General features: G+C 62.8%; 21 protein-coding genes. 7 read left to right on the top strand and 14 right to left on the bottom strand.

Annotation, left to right across the window (positions count from 1 at the left end):
* Positions 1 to 6: 6 nt before the first annotated feature.
* Both RHP72_RS27565 and RHP72_RS27560 read right to left on the bottom strand, forming a co-directional pair.
* The gene (locus tag RHP72_RS27565) at positions 7 to 1149 is read right to left on the bottom strand and encodes an Ig-like domain-containing protein (RefSeq protein WP_311094080.1); all 1143 of its coding nucleotides are present in this window, start codon (positions 1147 to 1149) and stop codon (positions 7 to 9) included.
* 269 nt (positions 1150 to 1418) lie between these two features.
* The gene (locus tag RHP72_RS27560) at positions 1419 to 3356 is read right to left on the bottom strand and encodes an O-acetyl-ADP-ribose deacetylase (protein WP_054826740.1); all 1938 of its coding nucleotides are present in this window, start codon (positions 3354 to 3356) and stop codon (positions 1419 to 1421) included.
* A gap of 78 nt (positions 3357 to 3434) precedes the next feature.
* On the opposite strand from RHP72_RS27560, the gene RHP72_RS27555 reads away from it, so the two are divergent.
* The 3 genes from RHP72_RS27555 (at position 3435) to RHP72_RS27545 (ending at position 5777) form a co-directional block, all read left to right on the top strand.
* Positions 3435 to 4115: an NrtR DNA-binding winged helix domain-containing protein gene (locus tag RHP72_RS27555; protein ID WP_054826741.1), complete on the top strand. Its 681-nt coding sequence runs from the start codon at positions 3435 to 3437 to the stop codon at positions 4113 to 4115.
* Positions 4116 to 4176: 61 nt separating this feature from the next.
* A complete protein-coding gene (locus RHP72_RS27550) occupies positions 4177 to 5301 on the top strand; it encodes a dihydrodipicolinate reductase (protein ID WP_054826742.1) in 1125 nt (374 codons plus the stop codon).
* Positions 5298 to 5777 (top strand): carboxymuconolactone decarboxylase family protein, encoded by a 480-nt coding sequence (locus RHP72_RS27545; protein WP_003943220.1) that lies wholly within the window; start codon positions 5298 to 5300, stop codon positions 5775 to 5777. The genes RHP72_RS27550 and RHP72_RS27545 overlap by 4 nt, the downstream gene beginning before the upstream one ends.
* A gap of 1 nt (position 5778) precedes the next feature.
* Here RHP72_RS27545 and RHP72_RS27540 read toward each other — a convergent pair whose 3' ends face one another.
* The 6 genes from RHP72_RS27540 to RHP72_RS27515 are packed head-to-tail and all read right to left on the bottom strand — an operon-like array spanning position 5779 to position 13556.
* Positions 5779 to 6567, bottom strand: coding sequence for an SDR family NAD(P)-dependent oxidoreductase (locus RHP72_RS27540; RefSeq protein WP_054188276.1), 789 nt, complete (start codon positions 6565 to 6567; stop codon positions 5779 to 5781).
* Complete coding sequence (locus RHP72_RS27535; RefSeq protein WP_215516170.1) at positions 6557 to 8302, bottom strand: amidohydrolase family protein; 1746 nt, start codon at positions 8300 to 8302, stop codon at positions 6557 to 6559. Before RHP72_RS27535 ends, RHP72_RS27540 begins: the two co-directional genes overlap by 11 nt.
* On the bottom strand, positions 8299 to 9960 hold the full coding sequence (locus RHP72_RS27530; protein ID WP_007730286.1) for a class I adenylate-forming enzyme family protein: 1662 nt from the start codon (positions 9958 to 9960) through the stop codon (positions 8299 to 8301). The genes RHP72_RS27535 and RHP72_RS27530 overlap by 4 nt, the downstream gene beginning before the upstream one ends.
* 19 nt (positions 9961 to 9979) lie before the next feature.
* On the bottom strand, positions 9980 to 11020 hold the full coding sequence (locus RHP72_RS27525) for an NAD(P)-dependent alcohol dehydrogenase (protein ID WP_081558604.1): 1041 nt from the start codon (positions 11018 to 11020) through the stop codon (positions 9980 to 9982).
* Positions 11017 to 12171, bottom strand: coding sequence for a serine hydrolase domain-containing protein (locus RHP72_RS27520; protein ID WP_311094077.1), 1155 nt, complete (start codon positions 12169 to 12171; stop codon positions 11017 to 11019). The genes RHP72_RS27525 and RHP72_RS27520 overlap by 4 nt, the downstream gene beginning before the upstream one ends.
* A complete protein-coding gene (locus tag RHP72_RS27515; protein ID WP_007730290.1) occupies positions 12168 to 13556 on the bottom strand; it encodes an NAD(P)/FAD-dependent oxidoreductase in 1389 nt (462 codons plus the stop codon). The genes RHP72_RS27520 and RHP72_RS27515 overlap by 4 nt, the downstream gene beginning before the upstream one ends.
* A 167-nt stretch (positions 13557 to 13723) precedes the next feature.
* On the opposite strand from RHP72_RS27515, the gene RHP72_RS27510 reads away from it, so the two are divergent.
* Positions 13724 to 14380: a TetR/AcrR family transcriptional regulator gene (locus tag RHP72_RS27510; RefSeq protein WP_058038401.1), complete on the top strand. Its 657-nt coding sequence runs from the start codon at positions 13724 to 13726 to the stop codon at positions 14378 to 14380.
* A gap of 3 nt (positions 14381 to 14383) precedes the next feature.
* Here the strand turns inward: RHP72_RS27510 and RHP72_RS27505 are convergent, their stop codons facing one another.
* From RHP72_RS27505 to RHP72_RS27495, 3 genes are all read right to left on the bottom strand, one after another.
* Positions 14384 to 14956 (bottom strand): TetR/AcrR family transcriptional regulator, encoded by a 573-nt coding sequence (locus tag RHP72_RS27505; protein WP_083056270.1) that lies wholly within the window; start codon positions 14954 to 14956, stop codon positions 14384 to 14386.
* 36 nt (positions 14957 to 14992) lie between these two features.
* Positions 14993 to 16108 carry an agmatine/peptidylarginine deiminase gene (locus RHP72_RS27500; protein ID WP_285181624.1) on the bottom strand — a complete coding sequence of 372 codons (1116 nt, stop codon included), beginning with the start codon at positions 16106 to 16108 and terminating at the stop codon, positions 14993 to 14995.
* 157 nt (positions 16109 to 16265) lie between these two features.
* Entirely contained in the window at positions 16266 to 17849 is a 1584-nt protein-coding gene (locus tag RHP72_RS27495) for a helix-turn-helix domain-containing protein (RefSeq protein WP_311094074.1), read from the bottom strand.
* Positions 17850 to 18022: 173 nt separating this feature from the next.
* On the opposite strand from RHP72_RS27495, the gene RHP72_RS27490 reads away from it, so the two are divergent.
* Positions 18023 to 18853, top strand: a complete 831-nt coding sequence (locus tag RHP72_RS27490; protein ID WP_042451620.1) for a siderophore-interacting protein — start codon at positions 18023 to 18025, stop codon at positions 18851 to 18853.
* A gap of 54 nt (positions 18854 to 18907) precedes the next feature.
* Positions 18908 to 19993 (top strand): ABC transporter substrate-binding protein, encoded by a 1086-nt coding sequence (locus RHP72_RS27485; protein WP_311094073.1) that lies wholly within the window; start codon positions 18908 to 18910, stop codon positions 19991 to 19993.
* 96 nt (positions 19994 to 20089) lie between these two features.
* Here the strand turns inward: RHP72_RS27485 and RHP72_RS27480 are convergent, their stop codons facing one another.
* Complete coding sequence (locus tag RHP72_RS27480; RefSeq protein WP_050655001.1) at positions 20090 to 20470, bottom strand: hypothetical protein; 381 nt, start codon at positions 20468 to 20470, stop codon at positions 20090 to 20092.
* A 654-nt stretch (positions 20471 to 21124) separates the two neighbouring features.
* Between RHP72_RS27480 and RHP72_RS27475 the strand changes: the two genes are divergently transcribed.
* The gene (locus RHP72_RS27475; RefSeq protein ID WP_311094072.1) at positions 21125 to 22282 is read left to right on the top strand and encodes an acetyl-CoA C-acetyltransferase; all 1158 of its coding nucleotides are present in this window, start codon (positions 21125 to 21127) and stop codon (positions 22280 to 22282) included.
* Positions 22283 to 22354: 72 nt separating this feature from the next.
* On the opposite strand, the gene RHP72_RS27470 is transcribed toward RHP72_RS27475, so the two are convergent.
* The gene (locus RHP72_RS27470; RefSeq protein WP_311094071.1) at positions 22355 to 23902 is read right to left on the bottom strand and encodes an ABC transporter ATP-binding protein; all 1548 of its coding nucleotides are present in this window, start codon (positions 23900 to 23902) and stop codon (positions 22355 to 22357) included.
* On the bottom strand, positions 23902 to 25533 hold the full coding sequence (locus RHP72_RS27465; RefSeq protein ID WP_311094070.1) for an ABC transporter ATP-binding protein: 1632 nt from the start codon (positions 25531 to 25533) through the stop codon (positions 23902 to 23904). Before RHP72_RS27465 ends, RHP72_RS27470 begins: the two co-directional genes overlap by 1 nt.
* Positions 25534 to 25612: the final 79 nt, after the last annotated feature.

The following is a 25612-nucleotide window of genomic DNA, read 5'->3' as shown; positions in this document are numbered from 1 at the left end:
CAGTTTTCACGACCCGAATCCGGGGGTACCAAGGCTGCCGAGGCTACCGGTGCCAGGCTCGGGCTCGGACGGTTCGACGACGTTGATCGTCACGGCGCCCGACATCGACTCCATGAAACCGGCCGATCCCGTGTAGTACGCCGTGATGTTGTGGTCGCCCGCTGTTGTCATCGTGCGGTTGGCCTTCGCGACGCCGTTGACGACGGCCACCGGAGCGCCGAGGTCGACCCCTCCGTCACGGAACTGCACTGTTCCTCCCGACGGCCACGGAGTGACCGTTGCCGTCAGTTCAACGGAGTCACCGACGACGGCCTTACCGGGTGCGTCGATTCGCGTCTGTGTCTGAGCGAGGCTGGAGTCGACGTTGATCACGGCGAGCGGCCGGCCGCCGGCGTTCAATCCGGCCGAACGATTGTCGCGTGGTGAGCAATTGGTGGTCAGCCAGTATTTGACGCCGCCGAGCAGGGTCTCCTGCTGCAGGAAGGTCAGGTAGTTGGCGGCACTGTCGTAGGAACCCGAGTTGGAGTCGGACACGCGCAGCATGGGCTTGATCTGGGTGCCGACAGCCCCTGACGTGACGGTGACGTCGACTGCCGGGAGCTGGAACGTCTTTCCTCCACCGACCTCGATTCCGCCGCCGCCGTTGTCGTCGGTGTTGGGTCCGTTGCCCGCCGTGATGTTGTTGCCGGAGATACGAAGATGCGTCCCATTCGGATCGGGTGAACCGGCATCGTTCACCCGCGTGATCGTCGGGGCGACCCCACCCAGATTCGAGCTGGTGCCGGCCACGATCTGCGCCCCCACGTAGGAGGTGCCTGCGGGGATGTCGAAATCGAACTTGAGACGCGTCCAGTTCACGACGGACCTGAGGTCGTAACCGTCCTTGGGGACCGTCATCGGATTGGGCGCGAGGCGGTATGTGAAGGTGGAGTTCGGCGGGACCACGGCCGGCGCACTGATCGTGACGCCGGAATCACGCGTCTCGTTGTGCGTGATCGGTCCGGGGAACTGCCACCCGTGGCACGATGCCGTGAACGGAAGGTCCACATCAGCGGCGGACGAGACTCCGGCTCCGCCGATCACGAGGGCAACGCATCCGGTCAACGACGCGGCCACCCCCACTCCTCGGCGCATCAACGTCGACACCATTCACATTCTCCTTGAGTAGCGCTCGACAAAATCGAGCTCTCGGCTTGAAGCCGGGTCCGGGAACCAGCCTCGAGCTGACAGAGAATCGAATACGTCTCGTCGTTTGCTCACCACCAGCTCAAACCCTGGAGAGGAGTAGAACACAGAGCGAGCCGCAGAATATGCGATTCGGACAAATTGTTGGACAAACGTCCAACCGGTGAAATTTCTCCACTTCTCCGACCGCTCTGCAGTGCTTTAACGTGGCGTGAAGTGGGCCCGGTAAACGGTCAGGCGATCGCGCGGCGCATCAGGTCTGCCGTCTCCTTGTTGAATGCGACCAGTGTGACCGTCTCGACCTCGGTCTTCGCCGCGCGAATCGCTGAAACGGCCTGTCGGACGGCATCTTCCTTCGGCCAGCCGTAGACCCCTGCTGAGATCAACGGAAAGGCGACGGTACGGGCGCCGATCGAGTCGGCCACGGCGAGGCTGCGGGTGTACGCCGACCGAAGCAGACCGGAACGGTCCTCGGAGCGCGAATACCTCGGGCCGACGGTGTGAATCACGGCCTTGGCGTGCAGCTTTCCGGCGGTGGTGGCTACGGCCGCACCCACCGGCAGGCCGTCGGGAAGGCTGGTGTTGCGCAATACCTCGCAAGCCTTCAGGATCTCCGGTCCCCCGGCACGGTGGATCGCGCCGTCGACACCGCCGCCGCCGAGGAGCCTGGAGTTGGCCGCATTGACGATGGCGTCGACGGTCAGCGTCGTGATGTCACCTTCGACGACTGTAATAGCGGGCATGGATCCTCCTGTGTATCCGACGGCTGTGTGTCCGACGGACGCGTTTCCGACTGCCGTGTTCCAGAGTTCACGCTTCGGGCGAGCCCACGGCATAGCCGAGCGTACGTCGTAGGGATCACGTCCGATCAACATCGAGTATCGCGCTGCAACCGACGGCGTGCGACTGTGCGCCTGAACGCAATGGAGGAGTACGCGCTTTCCCTCGGCCCGCAACGCCTGGACGGTGCGCGCTGCGTCGTCGAGAACGAACTCGAGGTTGGCGTTGGAATCGTGACCGTCGTCGACCAACCAGAACTCGACGTGATCAGGGGCGACCTGTCGTGTTCCCATGCGGCACAGGCTGACCACGGCGTCGTAGTCTGCAGTGGACACCGCATCGACGCCGCCGAGCATGACGCCGTCGTCGTGCGGGTGCGTCGTCAGGTGGTGGGTTCCGCGAAACCTCGAGTAGTCGAGTTCTGCCGTCGACGGCCATCCGTTCTTGTCGTCGGTACCGCCGCGAGCAGTCTTTATTGCCAGGCGAATCAGATCGGAGGAACGGTATCCCGGCCAGCCATGCATGATTCGGCGCCAACGGGCGGGAACCGCCGACGCTCCCCAGCGGGCGCCGAGGAGGCCACCCGCGATGGCCGCCGTCGTGTCGGTGTCCCCGCCGGCTCTTACTGCTGCTTCCAATGCGTACTGGAGGTGGCGAGCATCGCCATTGTCCGTGGAAGTGATTGCCCACCAAGCAGTCTGAAGTGCATGCACCACCCAGCCGTTCTTGGAGAAGTCCTGCGGGTTCCCGGTTTCGGCCTGATCGAGCAGCGGGCCCCAGTATTCGGCGACGTCCTGATCGGCAACGGAGAGGAAGCCGCGAACACCGTCGAAGTTGCCGGAGACAACGGCATGGCGGATGGCATGGGTCCACAACTCGCACGCCTGTCCGGCACGCGGGTCGTCGTGCGTGAGTGAACTGATCCGGTGCGCTGCCGACCTGGCACCTTCTGCATCGTCCAAGTAGGAGAGGGCGACGGGAGCAGTCCGCATGAGCGAGCCGTTGCCGGCTTTGCGGCCGCTGATCGCCCGCGCACGATCCGCCATCGCCGCTGCGCTTTCGGAGCGGACGGACAACACTGCTCGCGTCTGGTTGCCGATGTCCGCGGGCTTCGAGTCGTACCACCGGATGAACTGTGCTGCAATGGCATCGAGACCGTCAGCGCTTCCGATGTCGATTCCGGTAGCGGCCACCTCGGCGATCGCAACTGCCATCGAGGTGTCGTCGGTCCATTCTCCCGGCGCCCAGTCGAACGGGCCGCCACCGATCATGTCGATCGTGACCTCGGCCTTCGGGTAGGTGAATTCGTAGCCGGCGCCGAGTGCGTCTCCTGCTGCGGTGCCGAGCAGAACGCCGGCCGCTCGATCGGACTGCTGTGCGGTGAGTTTCATAGCCACCTCTTCGGTTCGCGATGATCGTTTGATCAACTTTGCGCTAACCATAGATCATGTTTGAGATAACATGCAAGGGTGAATAAATGGACAGACACGAGCGGCAAGGGATTGACGGACTATCCGCGTCCGTCTGTGGCAGTGGACGTCGCGGTGCTGACGTACAGCGGTGGATCTCTGAAAGTTCTGGTGGTTCTGCACCGTCTCGGTGCGCTGGCGCTACCGGGAACATTTCTGCACGAACGCGAATTGCTCACGGCCGCAGCCGATCGTGCCCTGTCGGTCAAGGCAGAGTTGGCCCAGACGAGCTTCCACCAGTTGGCGATCTTCGACCGACCGGACCGCGACGACCGTGGATGGGTTTTGTCGGTCGCACACACGGCTTGCCTACCGGAATCGGCACTGCCCGATTCGGCGCTTCTCGTCGATGTGTACGACGACGAGGCAGTGAGCGGACTCGCATTCGATCACGCCGACATGGTGCGACTCGCGGTCACGGACCTACGCACGAGGTATGCGTCGTACGTGGATCCGGACGGATTGTCGGGCGGGACGTTCACCGTCGCCGAACTTCGGGGACTCTACGAGGTGATCTTCGATCGTCCGTTCCAGAAGGACAGCTTCCGCCGGCAGGTGTTCGACGCGCTCGAAAGTACCGGCGAGATGAGCAGACCAGGTAACGGCCGACCCGCCGAGACGTACCGGAGGCGGGGTGACGGCGCACTGACTGCGCAGGCAATGGCATTTTTGACCGGATGAAGTGAAACGAATTCTTGCAGTTCTGCTGACCTGACGCGCTGAGCTGGGTAATGTCCGATTGATGGGTGCAGTTTCGAATGAAGCCGAGTCCAAGATTCCGACTGTCGTGTGGGGTACCGGCAACGTCGGGCGTGCATCGATTCGCGCTGTGACAGCCAATCCGGCCCTCGAACTTGTCGGCGTCATCGTTGCGAACCCCGAGAAGGTCGGGCGAGACGCCGGTGACCTCGCTGATCTGGGAGTGCACCTGGGCGTCGCGGCTACCGACGACGCCGATGCCGTGCTCGCAGCGTCTCCCGGCGCGGTGGTCTACGCGGCGTCCGGCGACATTCGGCCCGACGACGCGGTTGCCGACATCACGCGGGTACTGGCCGCCGGAGCTGTGGTGGTCACGCCGTCCGTATATGCGCTGTACGACCCGAAATCTGCGCCTCCCGAACTTCGTGATCCCGTCGAAGCTGCTGCCAAGGCGGGCGGCGGCGCTCTGTTCGTCTCCGGTATCGACCCAGGCTGGGGCAACGACATCCTGCCGATTCTCGTCAGCGGGCTCGCGGGGACAATCGACCAGATCCGGTGTCAGGAAATCTTCGACTACACGACCTACGAACAGCCGGATTCTGTCCGCTACCTGATCGGGATGGGTCAGCCGATGGACTACGAACCTCCCATGGTCGCGCCGACCGTACCCACCATGGTCTGGGGCGGGCAGATTCGGCTCATCGCCCGGGCACTCGGGGTGGAACTCGACGAGATCCGCGAGACCTTGCTGCGCCGCCCGCTCGAGGAAACCGTGTCGACCGAACATATGGGGGAGTTCGCGGCCGGCACCCAAGGCGCACTGCGATTCGAGGTTCAGGGAATCGTCGGCGGGGAACCACTGATCGTGATCGAACACGTCACGCGTATTCATCCGTCCTGTGCCCGCGACTGGCCGCTCCCGCCCGACGGCGGCGACGGCGCGCACAAGGTGATCGTCGAAGGACGACCACGAATCGAGATCAACGTCGAAGCCACCGATGAAGGTGGAAATCGCGCGGCCGGTGGAAATGCCACGGCCGTAGGACGTCTCGTCAACGCAATTCCCTGGCTACGTCAGGCTGAACCCGGTCTCTACGACGCGCTGGACGTTCCGCTCACACCCGGCGTCGGCAAGCTCGGTGCCCGAAACTCGGAGGTACTCACATGAATATCGACATACCCGAAGGCAAGAATCCGATCGGCTACGTGTGGGGAGAGATGGTCCCCGGCATCGGACCCGCGGCCGCCGGGTTCTCCCAAAAGGTCTACACGGACGGCACTCTCGGACTCCGCGAGTTCGAGGCGGCCAGGCTTCGGATCGCTCAGATCAACGGGTGCATCTTCTGTCAGGACTGGCGCACCGAGCGTGACGGCGAGACTGTGGAGTCGACGTTCGATCAGTCTGTCACCGACTGGCGCACCACCGATGCCTTCGACGACAGGACGCGCCTCGCTGCCGAATACGCCGAGAGATACGCCCTCGACCACCACGGACTCGACGACGAGTTCTGGGAACGCATGACCGCTCACTATTCCCAGCGAGAAATCGTCGAGTTGAGCATGTGCCTCGGATCGTGGTTGGCCTTCGGCCGGCTCAACCACGTCCTCGGCCTCGATACTCAATGTGTGTTGCCCGGTAACTGAACTAGTTGCCCAGCGTCGTCAGATCCGGGTAGTTCGAGACCTCCCAGCCGCCGTCGACGACCAGACTGGTTCCGGTGATGTACGAGGCGTCGTCACTGGCGAGATAGAGGCAGGGGCCCGCGATCTCGTCGGGAGTTGCCGCTCGGGACATGGGGATTCGGCTGAGAAACATGTCGCGGGCGGGTTCGTAGTTCATGACCGGCGCGACCAGTGGCGTGTCGACCAAGCCGGGCAGAACTGCGTTGACCCGGATTCCCGACGCAGCCAGTTCGATCGCGGCATTCTTGCTGAACATCTCGACTCCGGCTTTGCCTGTCGCGTATGCGCTCCCGTAGGGGCTCGGCACGTGCGCGTTCAATGAGGACACGTTGACTATCGCACCACCGCGACCATGCTCTCGGATATGCCGCGCTTCATGTTTGGTGCAGAGGAAGACGCCCTTCTGCACCAGGTCGATGGTGAAGTCCCAGTCGGCCTCGTCGAGGTCGACGATCTGCCCCACCCTCGACGCACCGGCAACGTTGAAAGCCAGATCGATACCGCCGAATTCCGCCGCCGCCGCGGCAAGGGCCTCGGCAACATCGGATTCCTTGGTGACGTCAGTGGGAACGGCGAGGAAAGCCCCGCCCTGCTGGGAGGCTATCTCTTTCAAACCCTCTGCAGCGATGTCGATTCCAGCTACCTGTGCGCCTTCGTCGATAAGCCTTAGTGCGATGGCTGCACCGATACCTGATGCTGCTCCAGTGACGACTGCTGTTTTCCCGGCAAATCTGGACGTGTTAATGGGCACCTGCTTTCAAGAACTTTCCGGTTCGGCGGTTGCCGAGAACGGGTGCTGCTTCTCCGTCGCCGAAGACGTACTCGCCGCCGACGAACACTGCGGTGACGGTCTGGTCGTTGCGATTGACCATGCGGGAGAGGTTGTCGTACTCCACAACCGGGCTTTCCGCATAAGTGTCGAGCGAATCGTCGAGATGAGCGGGATCGATCACAACCAGGTCGGCGCGATCACCTAATCGAAGGTGCCCGGCATCGACGTCGTACCACTCGGCGAGTTCACCGGTGAGACGATGCACCGCTGCCTCGACGGTCATGAACGGACGGCCGACCTTTTGGGCATCGTAGACACGTCGTAGTAGGCGTAAGCCGAAGTTGTAGAACGCCATGTTGCGCAAATGCGCTCCGGCGTCGGAGAACCCGAGTTGGACGCCATTGTCCTGGGCGAACTTGTCCAGAACCTCCGGCCGGTGGTTCGAGATGGTTGTGCGCCAACGCACTTTCGTGCCGTGTTCGAGGACCAGATCCAGGAATGCATCGACAGGGTGGAGGCCGCCACGTTCGACGCCGACCTGCCCGAAGCTCTTGCCGACCAGGGATTCGTCGGGGCAGGACACGATCTCGGCGTCGAAGAAATCGCGATGCCAAACTTTGACACCGAACTTCTGGTCGTAGTCCTTGCGGAATTGTCGACGGTAATCCTCGCTCTGCATGAGGACGTTGCGTTCCATCTCGTCGGTCAGATGCAGTGCTGCAGCGCCAGATCCGAACTCCTCGAAGACAACCAGGTCGATGCCGTCGGCATATACCTCGAAGGGAACTGGCAGGTGCTGCCAGCGCAGGTCGCCGCCGAGTCGATTGACCAAGTGTGCCAGTGGGCCGAGTATCACCACGGCCAACTTGTTGGACTTGATGTCGGCCGCCGAAAGCATGCTCGTCTTGAGTCGCTTACGCCAGATACCCGCGCTGGAGAACGCCATCGCTCCGGTACTCATCGGGTTGGAGAGGTCAGGTCCGGCCTGAAATACCCGTCCCCGACGGCGCAGGATCGCATTGAGTCGGCGTCGTTCTTTCGTGGTTGCATACGTCGACGGCAGCGTGCGTGAGCGGCAGGTCTCGCCGTCGAGTTTGTCGAACAACAATTGCTGACTGGACATCCCGACGAATCCTGCGTCGAGAGCTTCGGTCAACTGTGCTTCCATCGACGCGAGTTCGGCGTCTGTGGGATGGACGTCCTTCCTGGTAGCACGATCCAGTCCCATCTCGGCGGCCCGCATATCGGAGTGTCCGATGAAGGCTGCAATGTTGGGACCTAGCGGAAGCGCCTCTAGTGCAGCAACATACTCGCTCGCAGAGTTCCAGGTCTTGGCACGGTTGAGTGCGTCGACGACGTGCTTACGCGGAATTGCCTCTACTCTGCCGAAGAGATCACCCGCGTCGGAGGGGCTGGCGTGAATGGTGGACAGGGAACACGATCCGACAAAGATCGACGTGACCCCGTGTCTGAGAGATTCGCTCAGCGCCGGGCCTTCGAGGATCTCGACGTCGTAGTGAGTGTGGATGTCCACGATGCCCGGGATCACCCACTTGCGCCTCGCGTCGATTACACGGGGACAGTCGGTTTCGTCGAGTGGATCGAGGGAGATGGCAGTAACCAACCCATCGCGGATACCCAGATTGCGGACAGCTGGTTTGGCCCCGGTGCCGTCGAACCACAGACCGTTGTTGATCACGGCGTCGTAGGTCATGAGAGAACCACCTTTGCACGTATCGTTTTTCCGGTTGCGTTGCGGGGCAGAGGAGTTGTGCTCAGTTTCCACTTCACCGGCACCTTGAAGTAAGCCAGTCGTTCGGCGACATAGTCGCGTAGTTCTTCTTCGCCGGCGGCTCCCTCACTCCGCAAAACGACGACGGCTGCAACTTCTTGGCCGAGGTCTGCCGAATCAATGCCGATCACAGCGCATTCGAGTACGGCGGGATGCTCGTCGATGGTCTGCTCGATTTCGAGAGGATAGACGTTCTCGCCGCCGCGCAGGATCAGGTCGGATCGGCGACCCGTCAGGCGGAGCCGGCCGTCCTCGAACACTCCGAAGTCGCCGGTTCGGAGCCATCGATCAGGACCGATAGCGGCTGCAGTCGCGGTCTCGTCGTTCCAGTACCCCAACATCACATAGGCGCTGCGCGCACAGATCTCACCTTCCTCGCCGTCGGGGACTGCAACACCGAAGGGGTCGCGCACCTCCACGCTCACCCCGATGATCGGCCGGCCGAGAGTTCCGGGGAACGCGGCAAGTTCCGGTGGTGTGGCAACTGAAATGCCGGTGGAGGATTCGGTGAGCCCGTAGCTGTCGACCAAGGTGTGCTGCGCAAAAGGCAGGCGTGCGCGCAGTCGGTCCTGCAAGGCCGGAGATGACGGCGCAGACGCGAGCGCAAAGGCGCTCAGTGAGGTCAGGTCGTACTTCTCGAGACTGCCGTACTCGAGGAGACGGGTTGCCATGGTGGGGACCACCGCCCAGTTTGTGACCTTCTCGCGTTCGACGAGGGAAAGGACTTCGTCGACGTCGAAGGCGCCCTGATGGATGACCACCGCTCCGCCCGTCGCGAGTCGTGGGATCGCCAGGTTATGCAGGCTTGCAATGTGAAACAGCGGCGCGGTCAGCAGATACCGCAAGTCACTCGGTCGGCCGTCGCTGGGTTTGCCGGTGAACGCCGCAGCGAGGCGATCGCTGTAGCGGTGGTAGTCGATGACGGCCAACACGTTTCGGTGACTGTGAACAGCCCCCTTGGGGCGGCCGCTGGTTCCGCTCGTGTACAGGATGACGGCCGGATCGTCCTCGTTGACGGAAGTACGGGGCAGTGTCGATCCCGAATACTTCTCCATCAAGGTAGGTAGATCTTCTTCCATCGTGAGTACGGGAACATCGGTGTTCAGTTCGGAAAGAATCTGCGCGCGTTTGGCGTCGGCGATCACCACTGTGGGGGTGGTGTGATCGATGCCGTACGCCACCTCGCGGGCCACCCACCACGAGTTGAATCCGACGGCGATGGCACCGAGGGACTGAGCCGCCCAGAAGGTCATCACCCATTCCGGCGTATTGGCAGCAAGTATGCCGACCCGATCACCCTTGCGGACGCCGTACCGCTCGCGCAGCGCCGTCGCCAATGCTGCTACGGCCTCGCCGTGCTCGAGGTAGCTGAAGCGTCGGTCCTTGGTCACCAGGTAGTCGCGTGATCCGTAGTCGAAGGATGCAGCGAGCACGTCGCCGAGTGCCTTGTCACGGTTCTTCATGACGGGCATCGAACTGCCCAGTACATCCTCGACTTGCATCTCGAAAGGACCACCGGGGCCGGTCAGCCCAGCCATGACGGACGCGATGAATGCTTGTGTATCAGCGGAAGTAGTCACGTGAAGTGCCTTTCGAAGATTAGGGTACGAGCACTGCGCGTCCGGTGACCTTGCCGTGTTCGAGACGGTCGAGTGCGTCGCGGGCATCAGCGAGGTCGAAGCGGGCTACTTCTACCGTTACCAGACCGGCCTGTGCCAGGGCGATGGAATCGACGAGGTCGTTTCTGGTGCCGCCGTAGGACTTCCGGATCGATGCGCCCCACGGCCAGCCCGGTCCGCCGGCAGCTTCGGCAGTGATTCCGGGGTTTCCGCCTCCGAGGCCCACCATTCGATACGCGCCGTTCGGCGCAACCGCTTGAACGGACATCTGTGCAGTTGCGTCGATACCGACGAAGTCGAAGATGACTTCTGCGCCTCTGGCCGACGTGAGGTCGAGGATGTGCTGCGCGGTGTCCGGTCCCGATTCGAGCGTGATGTCGGCGCCGCAACGTTTGGCGAGATCGAGTTGATCCTGTCCGACATCGACGGCGATGATGCGCACGGCACTGATTGCGCGAAGTATCTGTACTGCAACGTGACCGAGTCCGCCGACGCCGATCACGACGGCGGTGGTACCGGGCTGGAGATGTTCGCGGGCACCGCGAATGGCGTGGTAGCTCGTCAGTGCCGCATCGGCGAGAGGTGCGGCCTGCAGGAAGTCGAGGTCTCCGATGGGTACGAATGAGCGAGCCGGGATCTTGACGTACTCGGCCATCCCGCCTTCGGGACCAAGCCCGGGGCAGGGCGGCATCGCGGTGCGTCCAGCGGCGAGGCACATATTCTCGTTGCCGCTCATGCATTCTCGGCACTGTCCACATGACCAACAGAGGTAGACGACGCCACGCTCTCCGACGGAACGGCCGTCGACGCCACTCCCGACGGCTTCGATCGTGCCGGCAATTTCGTGGCCGATAGTCAGCGGTTCTTCGCGCATCTTGTACGGAAAGTGCAGGAGATGGAGATCGGAGTGGCAGATTCCCGCTGCGCCCACCCGAATCAGTAGTTCCGACGGGCCGATCTCCGGGACCGGCACGTCGTTGATTTCCAGGAGCCCGGGCCCCATGAGCTGGGCTGCCTTCATGAGCTGACCTCGCTGACCTCGGAGTTGTATGCGGCGCTCAGGTACGCGTTGCTGCGGTCGGATCCGATCAGACCCGGTGCCATCTTGTTCATGACGTAGGCGAAGGTCATCCGTCGGTCCAGATCGTTGACCAGCATCGAGCCGCCGATACCTGCCCACCAGCAGGCGCGTCCGTCGGGAATCAGTGGCGCGGTAACCGGATGTGGCAGTCCGTAGCCGATGCCGAACTTGAGTGGTGTCATGATCCCGAGATCGATACCGTCGGCTTGGATCTCGAAAATCAGGTCGATGGTGCTCTGCGAGAGCAGCTTCCGGCCGTCGAGCACACCACCGTTCGAGATCAGGGATTGGACCCGAGCGATAGAACGTGCGTTGCCGTGGCCGTTGACTGCGCCGATCTCGGCTTCCCGCCAGGGTGCGGTGTTGACCTCGGGGTAGTCGAGCAGTGGGCAGGTCAGGGTCTTGATGAAGATGCTGTCCTGGTCGAGCGTGGACAGGTCGAACTCCAACGCGGGCGGCGGAACCATGGTGGCGATTCGACCGAAATGCTCTGCGGACGTGCCGATATGGAAGTCGGCTCCCAGTGGACCGGAAAGCTCTTCGGCAAAGAACCTGCCGAGAGTTCGCCCGTCGATGCGACGAATGACCTCACCGACGAGATGGCCGTAGTTGATCGCGTGATAGCCCGACGCCGTACCCGGGGTCCACCAAGGCTTCTGGGTAGCGAGGCGAGCGGTGGACGCCTCGAGGTCGTAGATGTCCGTCAGTTCGATCGGGCGCTCCCAACCGGAGACGCCAGACGTATGCGACAGGAGGTGGCGAACTTCGATGTCTTCCTTACCGTTTGCCGCAAATTCGGGCCAGTAGTGAGCAACTTTCTGGTACACGTCCAATTGGCCGCGTTCGACCAGCAGGAGCGCACACAGGGCCGTCATGGTCTTGGTGATGGAGAACGTGTTGACGATGGTGTCGCTGCCCCATGGAGTGGTACGGGATTCGTCGGCGTACCCGCCCCAGAGATCGACCACGGATTCTCCGTCGACGGTGATGGCAACGGAGCCGCCGAGTTCTTCACCGGATTCGAGTTGAGTCTCGAAAGCCGCTCGGACGGCGTCGAACTCGTTGTCGCAGTGACCGTTCACCAGACTCATGCGCGATCCGCCTTCTCGAGTTCGTGTGCTGCTGCACGCGCGGCAACAGGTAGCTTGTTTCCGGAGGCCGCAGCACGCTTGGTGCCCTTGGCGATTTCCTTGTTCATGTTGCGGACGTAGGGATCGAACTCGAGCTGGATGGTGTGCCGCGGCGACTTGTAATAGGGGGCGAGGAAGTACGCCTCGTCGGCTTTGGTGATCTCCTGCATCTCGTTCGCAGACGGCAGTTGGTATTTGCCGGTCAGGTAGGCCGCGACGAGTTTGCTCTGCTGCTCGGCGAAGTTGACGAGTGTCGGCATGGGCTGCGCCAGTCCCATGAAGAAGAGGTTGTCGATGCCGGGCTTCATCATTCGTTTGAACAGTGGGAATCGGTTGTCTTTGTCCGGCAGCAGATTCGGATCGCTGAAGAAGGGGAAGCTGATGTTGTAGCCGGTGGCGCAGATGACCACGTCGACGTCCTCGGCGGTGCCGTCCGCGAAGTGAACCTGCTTTCCGTCGAGTTTGGTGATGGCAGGCTTGAAGGTTATGTCGCCTGAGCCGGCGCGTCCGAGGAACTCGCCGCTGGCCGAGGGGTGGGCCTCGAAGGGGCGGTGGTCCGGCTTCGGCAGACCGTAGCCTTCCATCGTTCCCAGATTCTTGCCGAGGAATCGACGACTCAGGAACAGTCGTAGACCACGCGGCATCCAGGGCGGGGTGATCAGTTTGTCGCCGGGTACACCGCCGAGATATTTCGGCAGTACCCAGACTCCACGGCGAGCCGACACGATGAGCTTGTCGGCGAGGTATCTCTGGCCCAGTTCGGAGGCAATATCCAAGCCGGAGTTGCCCATTCCGACCACGACTACCTTTTTGCCGCGCATGTCGACCGGGTCGAACGGGTCGTTGTAGCTGTGGCTGTGCATGAGGACCCCGTCGAACTCACCTGGGTAGTCCGGGATGTTGGGATCCCAATGATGTCCGTTGCAGACCATCAGGACGTCGTAGGTGCGAACTTCGCCGTCCGAGCGCGTGATGGTCCACAGCCCGTCTGTATCACGTTCTGCTGCAACAACACTGGTGTTGAAGATGATCGACTCACGCAGTCCGAAGTGCTCGACGTAGTCCTTGAAGTACTGGAAGAGTTCGGAGTGGTGCGGGAAGTCGGGAAGGTCAGCGGAGACCGGGAAGTCCTCGAATGCCAAGCGCCACTTCGACGTGTCGATGTGCAGGCTCTGGTAGCAGGCCGACATCCCGTTGGGATTCTTGTAGTACCAGTTTCCGCCGACCTCGTCGGACGCTTCGTAGCAGTCGAAGGGTATTCCGAATTCCTTCATTCGCTTGGCCGTCGTGATTCCGGTAGGCCCGGCGCCGATGATGCACACGCTCGGCAAGGGGGAGGGGCTCATTCGCCATCGCTTTCTGTTCTGTCTCGGGCGTGCGAGAAGAAGAATCGAAGCCCGAGAAGTGACTTGAGTCATAGTGCGCCATTCGCTGACGTTGTGTCAATGAATGACGCAATGTTTTTTGGTGACGGCGAGTCGGTGATTTGCCAGGAGGTTGAAATGCGAGCAAGGTGGGCGACGTGAGCACGACTACGGACGGCCCGAAGAACAGGCGGGGAACACTTCGCGACGAGCAGAAACGCGCGACGCGGGCCAAACTCGTGGACGCCGCACGCACTCTGTTCGAGGAACGGGGATACGCGGCTGTCACGGTCGACGACATCGCCTCGGTCGTCGGATGCAGTCGAGCCACGTTCTACGTGCATTTCGCCAGCAAGGTGGAGATGCTCAAGACGATCGGCGCGGCCGGGATGGCGGCGAGTGCGTTCGCTTTCTACATCGATCTCGATCGGGTTCTCGACACGAACTCTCGCGTGGAATTCACGGCTTGGCTGGAGCGTGCCTTCGACTGGTTCGACGAGAACAAACGCCTGCTGCCGGCCTGGGACGAGGCCGTGGCACTCGAACCGGAGTTCCGCGAGACAGCGCGAGACGGTATGACCCAACTACCGAATGCCATGCCCAAGTACCTGGGCCGTTGGCCGGAGGAACAGCACGACGAGGCACGGTTGCGCGTCGAACTGCTCGTGAGTCAGTTGGAGCGATTCTTCACACGCTGGGCCGTGCAGGGGACAATCGATGTGACGCGGATTCAGGCCGCCGAAGTTCTGACCGACATCTGGTTCCCGGCTCTGTCTCCGGAATCGAAGGGCGTCGGCGAGCGGTAGAGGCTAGCTCGGATCGATCTCCACACTGATCGCGCCGGTGAGCAGTTCTCTGGCTCGTTCGATGGGGATCGAGCCGCTCAGCCAGCGCTCACTCAAACCCTCGACCAGGGCGGTGAGTCGCTCGGCGGCGTCGGCCGGGCTTGCCTTCGGGTCAGCGAGTCCGGCGTCCCGCGCTTGGCGGATCAAAGATTCGACGTCGTCTGCCCACTCTTGCGTCGTGGTGCGTAGCGGTTCGCGCAGTTCGTCGGCGAAGACTGCGCTTGCTCGGAGTTCACCCCAGGCGATGCTGTTCTCTCGAATCTTCGGGGCATTCTGAAACTCCAGCAGGAGCATCTGCTCGAGCTGCGCACGAGGGTCTGTCTCCGTGAAGGCACTTTCGGTGTACAGCGCGGCGCGATCGTTGATGTGATCGAGGGCCCGGCGCAGCACACCTGCACGGTTCTGGAAGTGGTAGTAGATGAGTGCCGTCGACACTCCGGCCTCGGCAGCGAGCGTCTCCACCCTCAGCCCGCGTACGCCGTGTTGGGCAATGACGCGGACTGCTGCTTCCAAGATTTGCGTTTGGCGGTTCGACACGAGTCCGAATTCTACGAGGGTGGTCGGGACAGGTTTCTAGTCCGCGGGTTCCTGCTGGGTGGTGCAGTGAATGCCGCCACCACCCGCGGCGATGGCGTCGATGTTGATCTGCACGACACGGCGGTCGGGGAAGAGGCGCTCCAATTCACTTCTGGCGGCCTGGTCGGCCTCGGGGTCACCGAACTCGGGTGCGATGACCGCCCCATTGCATACGTAGAAGTTGATATATCCGGCTGCGAAATCGTCCGATTCGAAGTCGGGCCTGATCGCGACCGGCGCCTCGAGGACCACCACTTCCAGCTTCCGTCCCCGTGCGTCGGTCGCGTTCTGGAGAATCTCGAGGTGACGTGCGGTCACGTCGTGGTCGAACGACTCCGGGTCTGTGTCGAGGCCTGCGACCACGACACCTGGGCGTGCGAAACGGGCGTAGAAGTCCGTGTGGCCGTCCGTGATGTCCTTGCCGGCGATTCCCGGTAGCCAGATGATCTTGTCGAGACCGAGCAGGGGGCCGAGTTCGGCTTCGACGTCCGACTTCGACCATCCCGGGTTGCGGTTGTTGTTGAGTACACAGCTTTCGGTGATGATGGCTGTGCCTTCGCCGTCGACCTCGATGCCGCCGCCTTCGAGGATCAGGTCGGTAGGCAATGATTCGACTCCCGCGCGGGCGGCAACGAAAGCTGCGACCTGGCCGTCCTGATCAAAATCCTGCTTCTCGCCCCAACCGTTGAAGTTGAAATCGATACCCGCTTTGGTCCCGTTGCCTTTCACGAATACAGGGCCGGTGTCGCGCATCCAGAGGTCGTCGAGAGGCGCGGCGATCAGTTCGACCGATGGGCCGACGAGGGAGCGAGCCAAGTCCAGTTCCTCGGAACGAACAAGCATCGAGACGGGCTCGAACTGCGCGATGGTCTGCGCGATCGTCGCGAGGTTGCGCTGGACCTCGGGCAGGAGGGCTGCTCCCCAGATCGCTTCGCTGGCACCGAACGCCATCCAGGTGCGCTTGTGCGGATCCCCCTCTTCCGGCATCACCCACTCGCGAAGATCGTTGCTGCCATCGCTCCCGCGCGAGGCTGAGTCGGAATCGCCGCAACCTGCCAAAAAGAGGCCACTGAGCGCAGCGGCGGCTGCCTGAATGAACCGACGTCTTTGCATTGCGGTGACTCCTTGTGCTGTGTGCGTGCGCGCCCGGTCCGCGTCCTGCTTGCATGGAGCGTAAACCTTGACTGAAAATTTAGTCAAGGAAGTAGTGCCAGTTCGAGACCGTTTCGGCGGGCGACACGACGGATCGAAGGACTCATCCGTCGGAAGGTCACGAGTCGATGAGTCCTTCGACCGTTCCCCGCCATCCGCGGCGCTGGTAGTCCCGGGGCGACATGCCGTGGGCACCGATGAAGACCTTGGTGAATCCGGACGCGTGCGCGTAGCCGAGTCGACGGGCGGTCTCTCCGGCCGAGAAGCCCTCCTCGAGATAAGCGCGGGCGAGGGTCATCCGCAACTGACCGCGCCAGCGCGGGAAGCTCTGGCCGGTGGCCGCTACGAAGCGTTTGTGGAGCAGGCCCTCGTCGACGCCGAGTCGAGCGCTCCACTCCGGCAGCGTGCGCGAATCGGTGGGGTCCGCGCGGAGTGCGGTAAGGATCGTTTCGACAGGATCGGTTCGGCCGCCGGGTGTCCGCGTCGCCGCGCTGTTTCGGATCAGCCTCGAGATCCTCGCTGGGTCATGGATTTCGGGGCGCAGAAGGGTGTAATTCGCAACGACCGTGTGCAACAGATACGCCTCCGCTTCGCGCGCGAAGTGCAGCACTCGTGGCGGCGGTGCAGTGACGGGAGAGTCGCCAGGCTGGGATCCGAGCGGAAGTAGAAGCGAACCCTCCGCGATCTCGACGCTGTTGCGTACTCCCGCGGGAAGCCACATCGCGTCGCCCCGCCTCAGATTCCAGGTTCGGTCGCCGAAAGTGACCCGGGCGGAGCCTCGGTAGATCCAGACGATGACGTGAAAGTTGTTGACCCTGGCCCACGTTCCGCTTGCGGGAATCGTCGGCGGTATCGGCGCCGAGCCTGAGTGGGCGCCTTCCTCGGACAAGAGTGCGACGCTCTGTGCCAAGGTCTCGTTCTCATGGATCGGCGCTGAGCCTTGGTTTGCACGTGTGTAGTCACTGGGTGTCACACCGGTGTGTTCACGGAAGGCACGGGTGAATCCCGCGGGCGTCGCGAATCCGACCTGCCCACCCGTCCATCCGATTTCGCGGCCGGAGTTCAGGTATGCGATTGCTGCCGCGATCCGGGCCGAGGTGCGCCAACGCGCGAAAGGCAACCCCGTCTCCTCCGTGAATCGGCGCTGCAGGGTGCGGACGCCGATCTTGAGTTGCCGGGCGAACTGGGAAAGCTCCGTGTCGTCGGCTGGCGTCCGTAGAAGCGTGCGAGCGATCTCGAGGGTCTCGGCCGAGCGTGGCAAATTCGGTGGGGCGTACGACACCGAAGCGTCGGCGTCGTTGGAATGGGCCCCCGCGACAAGCTCGAGTAGTCCGGCCCCCACAGTCGCCCCACCGCGCAGAAATCCCAAGTTGTGCGCGAACTGGTGGACGAGCCAGTCCTGCCAGGCTGCCGGGATCTCGAAATCGATGATCCGGTTCAACGTGGGCGGCAGGTCGGCAGCGGGCATCGGAATGGGAAACGCGACCGCTCCCGGGTCGACTCGGATGCTGTAGGCGATTCCCGCGGGCACCCAGGCTGCCGCCCCAGCGGTCACGCTGCGGGTGCGGTCGCCAATCTGTAGTTCCGCGTGTCCGGTGTGTACCCAGAAGAGCAGTGGCTCACGTGCATTCGCGATCAAGGAGAGTCGGGACGCGGGGATCTCGGGGACTTCGCCCGCGGAGAACACCAACCGTGGTCCCACGTATGCCCTCCCGATTCAGATGCTTTCTCACGCAGCCACCGATGAGTGTAAGAAGTCGGCACGCACGGATAACCGTAGCCGATTAGGGGAGGCTAGCTTTATTCAATGGCCCTTCCGCCGTGATCGAGCGTGGGTCGAACCCCCCCGTCTGTGCGCTTCCGTGGAGTCTTTCCGTGCCCCGAAACACCCGTCCGACAACGGCGTACTCAGTCACCTTGCGTGAACTCGAGGTACGTCGGGTGACAGACGTGACGCCGGGCATGCGGAGAGTGACGCTCACCGGAGCGCAGCTCGACACCTTCACAAACGCCGATGGCTTTGCCGAGCCCGCCTTCGTCAGCACCGGCTTCGACGACGACCTCCGATTGTTGTTCGCCTATCCTGGCGAAACCGATCCGGTCTTGCCGGTGATAGTCGACGGCACTGTGACTTTCGCAGCGGGACGCCGTCCACTTGCCCGCGCGTACACCGTGCGCCGTTACGATCCGCGAACAAGTGAACTCGACGTCGATTTCGTCGTTCACGGCGGTGGAGTTGCTACCACCTGGGCGCGCGACGCCGGCCCGGGCGACCGAATGCACATCGCGGGTCCCTCTGTATCGCAGGGACTCCCGGAAGATTGCGAGTATCTGCTCGTCGTCGGTGACGAGACGGCGCTACCTGCGATCGCACGTCTGCTCGAGGAATTGCCTGCCGATGCCAGGGGGCATGTGTTCGTCGAAATTGCGGACTCGGCTCACATTCAATCGGTGCGCGAGTTGCCCGGGGTGAGTGTCACGTGGTTGCCACGCGAGGGGGCGGAGCCCGGCACTAATTCTTTGTTGCTCGACGCGGTCAGTGCAGTCGAATGGCCTGACGGACGCGTATTCGCTTGGCTTGCAGGCGAACAGGCGACGATTCGCTCGCTTCGGCGTCATTTGATTCGTGATCGAGGAATTGCGAAGACCGACATCGATTTCACCGGCTACTGGAAACGCAGCGACACAGTGCGCACAGATTCCTGACCCGGCTCCATCGCTCGGTAAGACCGAAGCGCTCGATAACACCGAAAGGCAGAAATGACAGTCCTGCGCACCAGACGATCACGGATCATCGGACTGATCGGGGCCGCGCTCGCCGCAGCGCTCCTCGTAACCGGGTGCTCGGCCTCGGCCGAAAACTCGAAAACGGCGTCCACTCCCGGTTCGGAGGGGAACGCCCTTCCCGCTGCGGAAGGAACGACTACTTACCCGCTGACCCTGGAATCGCCATATGGTACAAGTATTCTCGAGAAGCGCCCGGAGCGGGTTGCCGCAATCGTCCCCAATGCCGTCGACACGGAAATGCTCCTCGCGCTCGGCGTCAAACCCGTTCTCTCCTCGTCGATGGTCAAGGAGTCGGCTTCCCAGTCGTACTTGCTGCCTTACGGCGCAGAGGATCTCGACACCTTCGAGTTCGCGATGGGCGGCACACTTCCCGTCGAAGCGATCGCCGCGAGCGAACCTGACCTCATCGTCGCCGTCGGCTGGGCCGACGGCCTGGGTGGTTTGTCGATGGGCGATTACTACGAACGTTTGTCCTCCATCGCACCGGTGGTGACGAGCCCCGACACGAAGTCGCGGATGCTCGTGCCGTGGAAGGAATCGATCCGCGTACTCGGCGAGACACTCGACCTCTCGAAGGCAGCCGAAAAGATCGTGACCGACCATGATCAATACTTTGCGAAGGTGCGTCAGGAGAACCCTGAACTCACTGGCTTGACTGCAACCTGGGCGATCTTCTACGGAACCGGCAACGGGTTGCAGTACCTTTCAGCTCCCGGCTCGGCGCCGGCAACTTTCTTGGGTGAGCTCGGTTTTGCCGAGAATCCGCGTGCACAGGAGTTCGTCACCCAAAGCACTGTCGGCGAGGAACTTCTCGAGAACATCGATGCGGACTTCCTGCTGATCGGCCGCAGTGCCGCCGGAAGCGAGGAGGATTTCGACAAGCTGACCGGCGGGAAGCTCTTCCAAGCGCTGGGAGTGGTGTCCTCCGGTCGTTGGGTCGCTCTGCCTCCTCGCACCGCCGACGGTGGCGACGTTCTGTGGGCAATCACGAGCGGTGGCCCGATCGGAACGATGTGGGCGGCTGAACATATCGTGCCGCTCATCAGCGCGAAGCTGTAGGCACGCAACTGCAGAACGGAAAGCACTCACCCGTCGCCACACGATTGTGTGGCGACGGGTCGTTCGTACAGCAGGTGTCCCGGGTTTGAGGGTTGCCTATGGGACGAAGAAGGTTGCGAAACCCGGGGTGACAGGTCCGGCGGCAGGCAATATGGCGACGGCAACTTGCCCGGCTCCAGTCTGCAGGGTTGCCTCTCCCGGGGTTCCTTGGTTGTCGCCAGAAAGCCGACCGGAGCCGGAGGCTCCTGTCGAGAGGTTCATCCAGCGCACTTCCGTCGAAAGCATGCAACCCCACCGCTCGTCTTTGGCGCCGGTGATCGTCACCGTGCCAGGTTGTTCGCCGACTACCGCCACACAGTGGACAGGGGGTGCGTCGAAGCTGCCGTTTGGGTTCCCGAACGGCGCCGGGTTGATCTGGAACGGAACGGTGACCGCAGCGGAGGCAACGGCTGCGGGCGCGAGAACCGAAACGGCCACTATGGATACGCAGGCAGATAGTCGGCGTACGAGATTCGTCACGGTAACCTCCGGTAATCGAAGACGGTGTGGTGCCCATGCTCTACCCGGAGCGCAATTACCGCAAGGGGATCCAGTTTTCGAGCCAGCGGCGGTTCGTGAATCGCTGAGTGCGTGACCGTTTGTAGAATCGTTGTCTTGCAACGCGTATCGGTATACGAAGCCTGTATTGGGCGGTGAATAGCCCAATCATGCTGGGCTCCACCGAAAGTACTAACTTTCCAGCCATCGGCCAGCCGGCTTGCGGTGTAGCTCGACAAAGCTGGTGTTGTTCGCAAGGCGGGCTGAACGATTTCTCAGGGAAGGCAATGGATATGGATGATGCGCTCGTTCCGCTCGAAGATGCACTCCCGCAGCTGTTCTCCCATCTTTCGCCGTTTCACGCTGGCGTGAGGGGTCTGCGGCGTGGGCAGCCAAGTCGCGTTTGGGGGTCGAGCCTCGAACTGTCGAATGATTGCGACAGCAGTGGATTTCGTTGGATAGAAGTGCGGAGACCAATCCTGTGGTGGTGGCTGCGGGTCTCGAAATCACGTTTCATCTACCAAACAAATGCTTGATCGCTAAAGTGTGTGCGACATCGAAAGCCCGACAAAGCTCGATTTCGAAGGAGTTCGTATGGTTGCACCTCAGGCTTATGTCGTCGATGCGCTCCGCACTCCGGTGGGTAAACGGCACGGCTCGCTCGCAGGAGAGCACCCAGCGGACATGGGGGCCCACGTGATCACATCGATTCTCGACCGCACTCGACTGGACCCGATGGCCGTCGACGATGTGATCTTCGGTTGTGTCGACGCTATCGGGCCGCAATCGGGCAACATTGCCCGCACCGCCTGGCTTTCAGCAGGCCTACCCTTGGACATCCCAGGAACGACAGTCGACAGACAATGCGGATCTTCACAGCAAGCCGTCCACTTCGCAGCGCAAGCGGTCATGAGCGGGACCCAAGATGTGATGCTTGTCGGCGGTGTGCAGAACATGTCCTCGATTCCTATCTCGGCGGCAATGCGTGCCGGCAACGAGTACGGATTCGACACGCCCTTCAGCAAGTCCCGGGGGTGGGCAGCACGATTCGGTGAGGCCGAAATCTCACAGTTCGTCGGCGCCGACCTGATTGCCAAGAAATGGGGTATCAGCCGTGAAGACATGGAGGAATGGGCACTGCAATCGCATCAGCGTGCCCGTGCTGCCATCACAGACGGCCGATTCGAGCGTGAGACAGTGTCATTGGGCCAATGCGTCGTTGACGAATGCCCACGAGAGACATCCATGGAGCAGATGGCTGCACTGCCCGCATTGAGGGATGGCTCGTTGCTGACGGCTGCTGTGGCTTCGCAGATCTGTGACGGCGCATCAGCGGCCCTGATCGTCTCCGAGAAGGCGCTCGAGGTTCATGGATTGAAGCCACGTGCGCGCATTCATCATATGAGCGTGCGCGGCGACGATCCGATGCTGCAGCTCTCGGCGCCGATACCCGCGACGAAGTATGCACTGGCGAAATCCGGCATGGCGATCGGCCAGATGGATACCGTAGAAATGAACGAGGCATTCGCTTCGGTAGTTCTGAGCTGGTTGATCGAGACGGGTGCAGATCCCTCCCGGGTCAATCCCAACGGTGGTGGAATCGCATTGGGCCACCCTCTTGGGGCCACTGGCACCAAGTTGTTCGCCACGATGTTGCACGAGTTGGACCGCATTGATGGACGGTACGGACTCCAAACCATGTGTGAGGGTGGCGGGACCGCGAACGTCACCATCATCGAGCGGCTGAGCTGAAATCGCCGACTGCGGTCATCACCTGGGTGCGACGGGACCGGCAATGTATCCACGCGTGTAAGACAAGCGATGTCAGAGGGTGATCGTGCGGGTGGGCTCCCAGATGGCGGGGTCACGGTGGGTGACGACGAAGACGGTGGCCGCCAATTCCCGCACGGCGCCGGCGATACGGCGCTCGGTGGCCTCGTCGAGGGCCGAGGTGGCTTCGTCGAGAACCAGGACGGGAGCGTCTTTGAGGAAGGCGCGAGCGATCGCCACCCGCTGACGTTCGCCACCGGAGAGAGCGGCACCCTGGTGTCCGATGTCCTGATGAATGCCGAGCGTCGAGCGGTCGAGAACGGCGCCGAGGGCAGCGCGCCTGGCGGCGTCCTCGATCTCGGTTTCGGTAGCGCCCGGTCTTCCAAGTCCGATGTTCTCCCCGAGGGTGCCCGAGAACACGAGTGGGTCCTGCGGCACGTAGCCGATGTGTGCCGCCAGGTCGTCGTAGGGCAAGTCGCGCAGTGAAACTCCGCCCAGAGTGACGCTGCCTTGGTCCGGATCGTCGAAGCGCATGAGCAGCCCGAGAAGTGTGCTCTTCCCCGTACCCGAGCGTCCTGCGACGAGAACTCGCTCACCCGCGGGGATCTTCGCGGTGATGCCACGCAGAACCGGAGCGTGATCTACCCCGGCGACCTCGATGTCCGTTCCAACAGGGCGCGCGGCGTCCCAGGGTGCGGGCTCGGCCAGTGCGGGAGCCGAAGTCGCTGTGCGGTAGTCGCGAACCGTTGCGCGCAGCTCGTTGACTCCGATTCCGGCCAGGGCGAGTTCGTCGAGCGGCGCAGCGGCGCGGGCGGTGAGGATGACAAGCGCGAGAGCGGCTGCGGGATCGTCGAATCCGGTGGCGGCGAGGAAAATCACTGCACCTGCCAGCGGCACAACGGTGGCGATCGCCGAGATGAATGTCGCTGGTGCCGCGGCGAGATTTGTCCGTGCAAGCGCGGCTTCCTGATTCCGCCAGCTTCGCTCGATTCGTTCGACGGAACGTGTGGGACCGGCTGCTGTGCGCAGTAATTCGAGGTGGTCGGTGAGCTCGAGTGTCGACTGAGTTGCTGCGAGCTCGGCTTCGTGTCGGCGCTCGTCCGCTCGGCTGAGCGCACGTTGGGCCAGCGTCTGAGCGACGAGCGACACGGCGAGCAGTCCACCGACGAGCAGCATGACGCCTGGCCCCGCGACGACCGCGATCCCAGGAAGCAGGAGCAGCGGGATCAGCGGTGCAACCAGGAAGGTCTGAAGTTGGTGCGCGGGAACACTCATCAGCGACGGGATTCCGCGCCCGGCGACGGTGGCGAGCAGTGCCCGGTTGTCGTCGGTGAACCAGGACAGTTTCGCACGGGCGAAGGCGTCGCCGAGAGCGTCGTAGAGATCGCCCACGAGTCGAGCCCCGGTGAAGTAACCGCCCCGCGAGACCAGGACGGTCACGAAGAGAGCGATGGTGGCCGTGGCCAGGACGAGAACCGGCGACCGGTGATCAGCGATCGAGAGCGCGAGGGTGGTGTACGCGATCGCCTCGAGGACAGCAACGGACACCCAACCGAGTCCGATGGTGATCAAGCGTCGTCGGGCTGCATTGGCGCTGTTCATTATTCGGCTCCAGTCAGGGCTGCATTGTGCGAGGCAGCCTCGTTCAGGTTTCGACCGCCGAGGTCGAGTCGATCGTCGGCATCGTCTGCAAGAGCGGGGTCGTGGGTGACGATCACGACCGTCTTTCCTTCGTCGTGCGCGAGGTGCCGCAGTTCTTTCAGCAGTTCTGCCGCTGTCCGATCGTCGAGTGCACTGGTCGGCTCGTCGAGCAGCAGTACTGCTGCGGGCGAGAGGAACACCCGAGCGATCCCGACGCGCTGACGTTCTCCTCCGGAGAGTGAAGTGGCGTGGGCGTCGAGGCTGACGTCGATCTGTGCCCGGCGTAGTGCGGCGGTGTATTCCGCGTCCGTTGCATCGGGGGCGGCCAGCGCGATGTTCTCGCGCACCGTGGCAGGTAACACGTCTGCGCCCTGGGGTGTGAGCAGAACGGACGGTGGCCGCAGGTTCTCGTCGATCGCGGTGATGCTACGACCTGCGTAGCGGACGGTACCCAGTTCCGGGATCTCGAAGCCGGCCAATGCTTTCAGGAGCGTCGACTTGCCCGCTCCACTCGGTCCCGTGATCGCAGTGATCGCGGCTGGGCGGAATGCATGCGTGACGCCGTCGACGACTCTGCGGTCCGTGATCGTGACAGTCAGGTCGACGATCTCCAGGTGGTCGGAGGGACTCGCCGCCGGAACGGTGAGTGCTTCACCGGCAGGGAGAGTGGGTTCGTTCAGGGCAGTGGCGAGCCGGACCGCAGCAGAGCGTCCAGCCGCGACGTAGTCGAGGCCGTGCCCGAGTCGCAGGGCCGGTGTCACGATTGCGAGGCTGAAGAGAATGGTGGCGGCCAACGTCGTTGCATCCCAGTGAAATCCGACGGCATAGGCGATCGCGAACGTCGCCGTCGCCTGCATGAGGGCAACGGCGACGGCCGCAGGGGTAGCCACGAGTCGAACGCGCTCCTGCATTCCCCGGGTGAACCGTGCTGTCGATTCTGCATAGTCGGCGGCAGCGCCGGTCTGCGCGCCGTAGATCCGGCAGACGCGGATGCCGCGGGCATAGTCGTCCACGGCAGTCACGATGTCGCCCATGACATCTGCGCTTTCAGCGCTGTGCCGAGCGGCCATTCGGGGGATCACGACCAGGTAGAACAGAGCTGCCACGATGCCGGGAGCCAGAGCGAGAAGCGCCACGGGGCCGGCTGAGGCAACTAACGCCGCGATCGTGACCGCGGGGACCACGATGAGTGTGGCGAACTCTGCCGGTAGGTGCGCAGTCATATGGTGCAGCGCCGAGATGTCGTCCGAAACGAGCCTCCGCAGTGCGTCTCCGCTGTAGCGGGACAGTGTGCTTGCGGGCAGTCGAACGAGATGAGCTGCGAGTTGGCGGCGAACCCTTGCCTCGAAAAGCGATTCCGCGTGGTGCGAGAGCCACGACGATGTGGCAGCGAGCGCGACGCCCACGGGCCATAGCGCACATGCCCACCCGGCCCAGCTCATCGACGGTTCACCGATGAGTTGCACGACGCACCAGAGCGCCCCGAGCATCGCGACCCCCGACGCTGCGGCCGCGACGACCCCGGCAGCCAATGCAGGCAGCGCCGGGCGCAAGGCCGGGACCAGCGACGGTTCGACGAGAGGGCGGGGCATGGATAACTCCTTGAATCAGCTTCAGGGTGCAGGCACGACAAATGACCGAGACCTAAGGTTAGGGGTCGATGGCTCCATG

Origin of the sequence: Rhodococcus sp. SG20037 (assembly GCF_031763325.1) — a bacterium.
In the GTDB taxonomy this organism is placed as follows: Bacteria; Actinomycetota; Actinomycetes; order Mycobacteriales; family Mycobacteriaceae; genus Rhodococcus_F; species Rhodococcus_F qingshengii.
This window is presented reverse-complemented; position numbering and strand designations above follow the sequence as displayed.

What these genes read in the sequence shown, in the direction of transcription:
- RHP72_RS27470 (WP_311094071.1), bottom strand. Translation starts at nt 23,902, where the DNA reads ATGAACAGCGCCAATGCAGCCCGACGACGCTTGATCACCATCGGACTC.
- RHP72_RS27535 (WP_215516170.1), bottom strand. Translation starts at nt 8,302, where the DNA reads ATGACCTACGACGCCGTGATCAACAACGGTCTGTGGTTCGACGGCACC.
- RHP72_RS27520 (WP_311094077.1), bottom strand. Translation starts at nt 12,171, where the DNA reads ATGAGTCTGGTGAACGGTCACTGCGACAACGAGTTCGACGCCGTCCGA.
- RHP72_RS27550 (WP_054826742.1), top strand. Translation starts at nt 4,177, where the DNA reads ATGGGTGCAGTTTCGAATGAAGCCGAGTCCAAGATTCCGACTGTCGTG.
- RHP72_RS27485 (WP_311094073.1), top strand. Translation starts at nt 18,908, where the DNA reads ATGACAGTCCTGCGCACCAGACGATCACGGATCATCGGACTGATCGGG.
- RHP72_RS27500 (WP_285181624.1), bottom strand. Translation starts at nt 16,108, where the DNA reads ATGCAAAGACGTCGGTTCATTCAGGCAGCCGCCGCTGCGCTCAGTGGC.
- RHP72_RS27560 (WP_054826740.1), bottom strand. Translation starts at nt 3,356, where the DNA reads ATGAAACTCACCGCACAGCAGTCCGATCGAGCGGCCGGCGTTCTGCTC.
- RHP72_RS27545 (WP_003943220.1), top strand. Translation starts at nt 5,298, where the DNA reads ATGAATATCGACATACCCGAAGGCAAGAATCCGATCGGCTACGTGTGG.
- RHP72_RS27525 (WP_081558604.1), bottom strand. Translation starts at nt 11,020, where the DNA reads ATGAAGGCAGCCCAGCTCATGGGGCCCGGGCTCCTGGAAATCAACGAC.
- RHP72_RS27565 (WP_311094080.1), bottom strand. Translation starts at nt 1,149, where the DNA reads ATGGTGTCGACGTTGATGCGCCGAGGAGTGGGGGTGGCCGCGTCGTTG.
- RHP72_RS27515 (WP_007730290.1), bottom strand. Translation starts at nt 13,556, where the DNA reads ATGAGCCCCTCCCCCTTGCCGAGCGTGTGCATCATCGGCGCCGGGCCT.
- RHP72_RS27465 (WP_311094070.1), bottom strand. Translation starts at nt 25,533, where the DNA reads ATGCCCCGCCCTCTCGTCGAACCGTCGCTGGTCCCGGCCTTGCGCCCG.
- RHP72_RS27475 (WP_311094072.1), top strand. Translation starts at nt 21,125, where the DNA reads ATGGTTGCACCTCAGGCTTATGTCGTCGATGCGCTCCGCACTCCGGTG.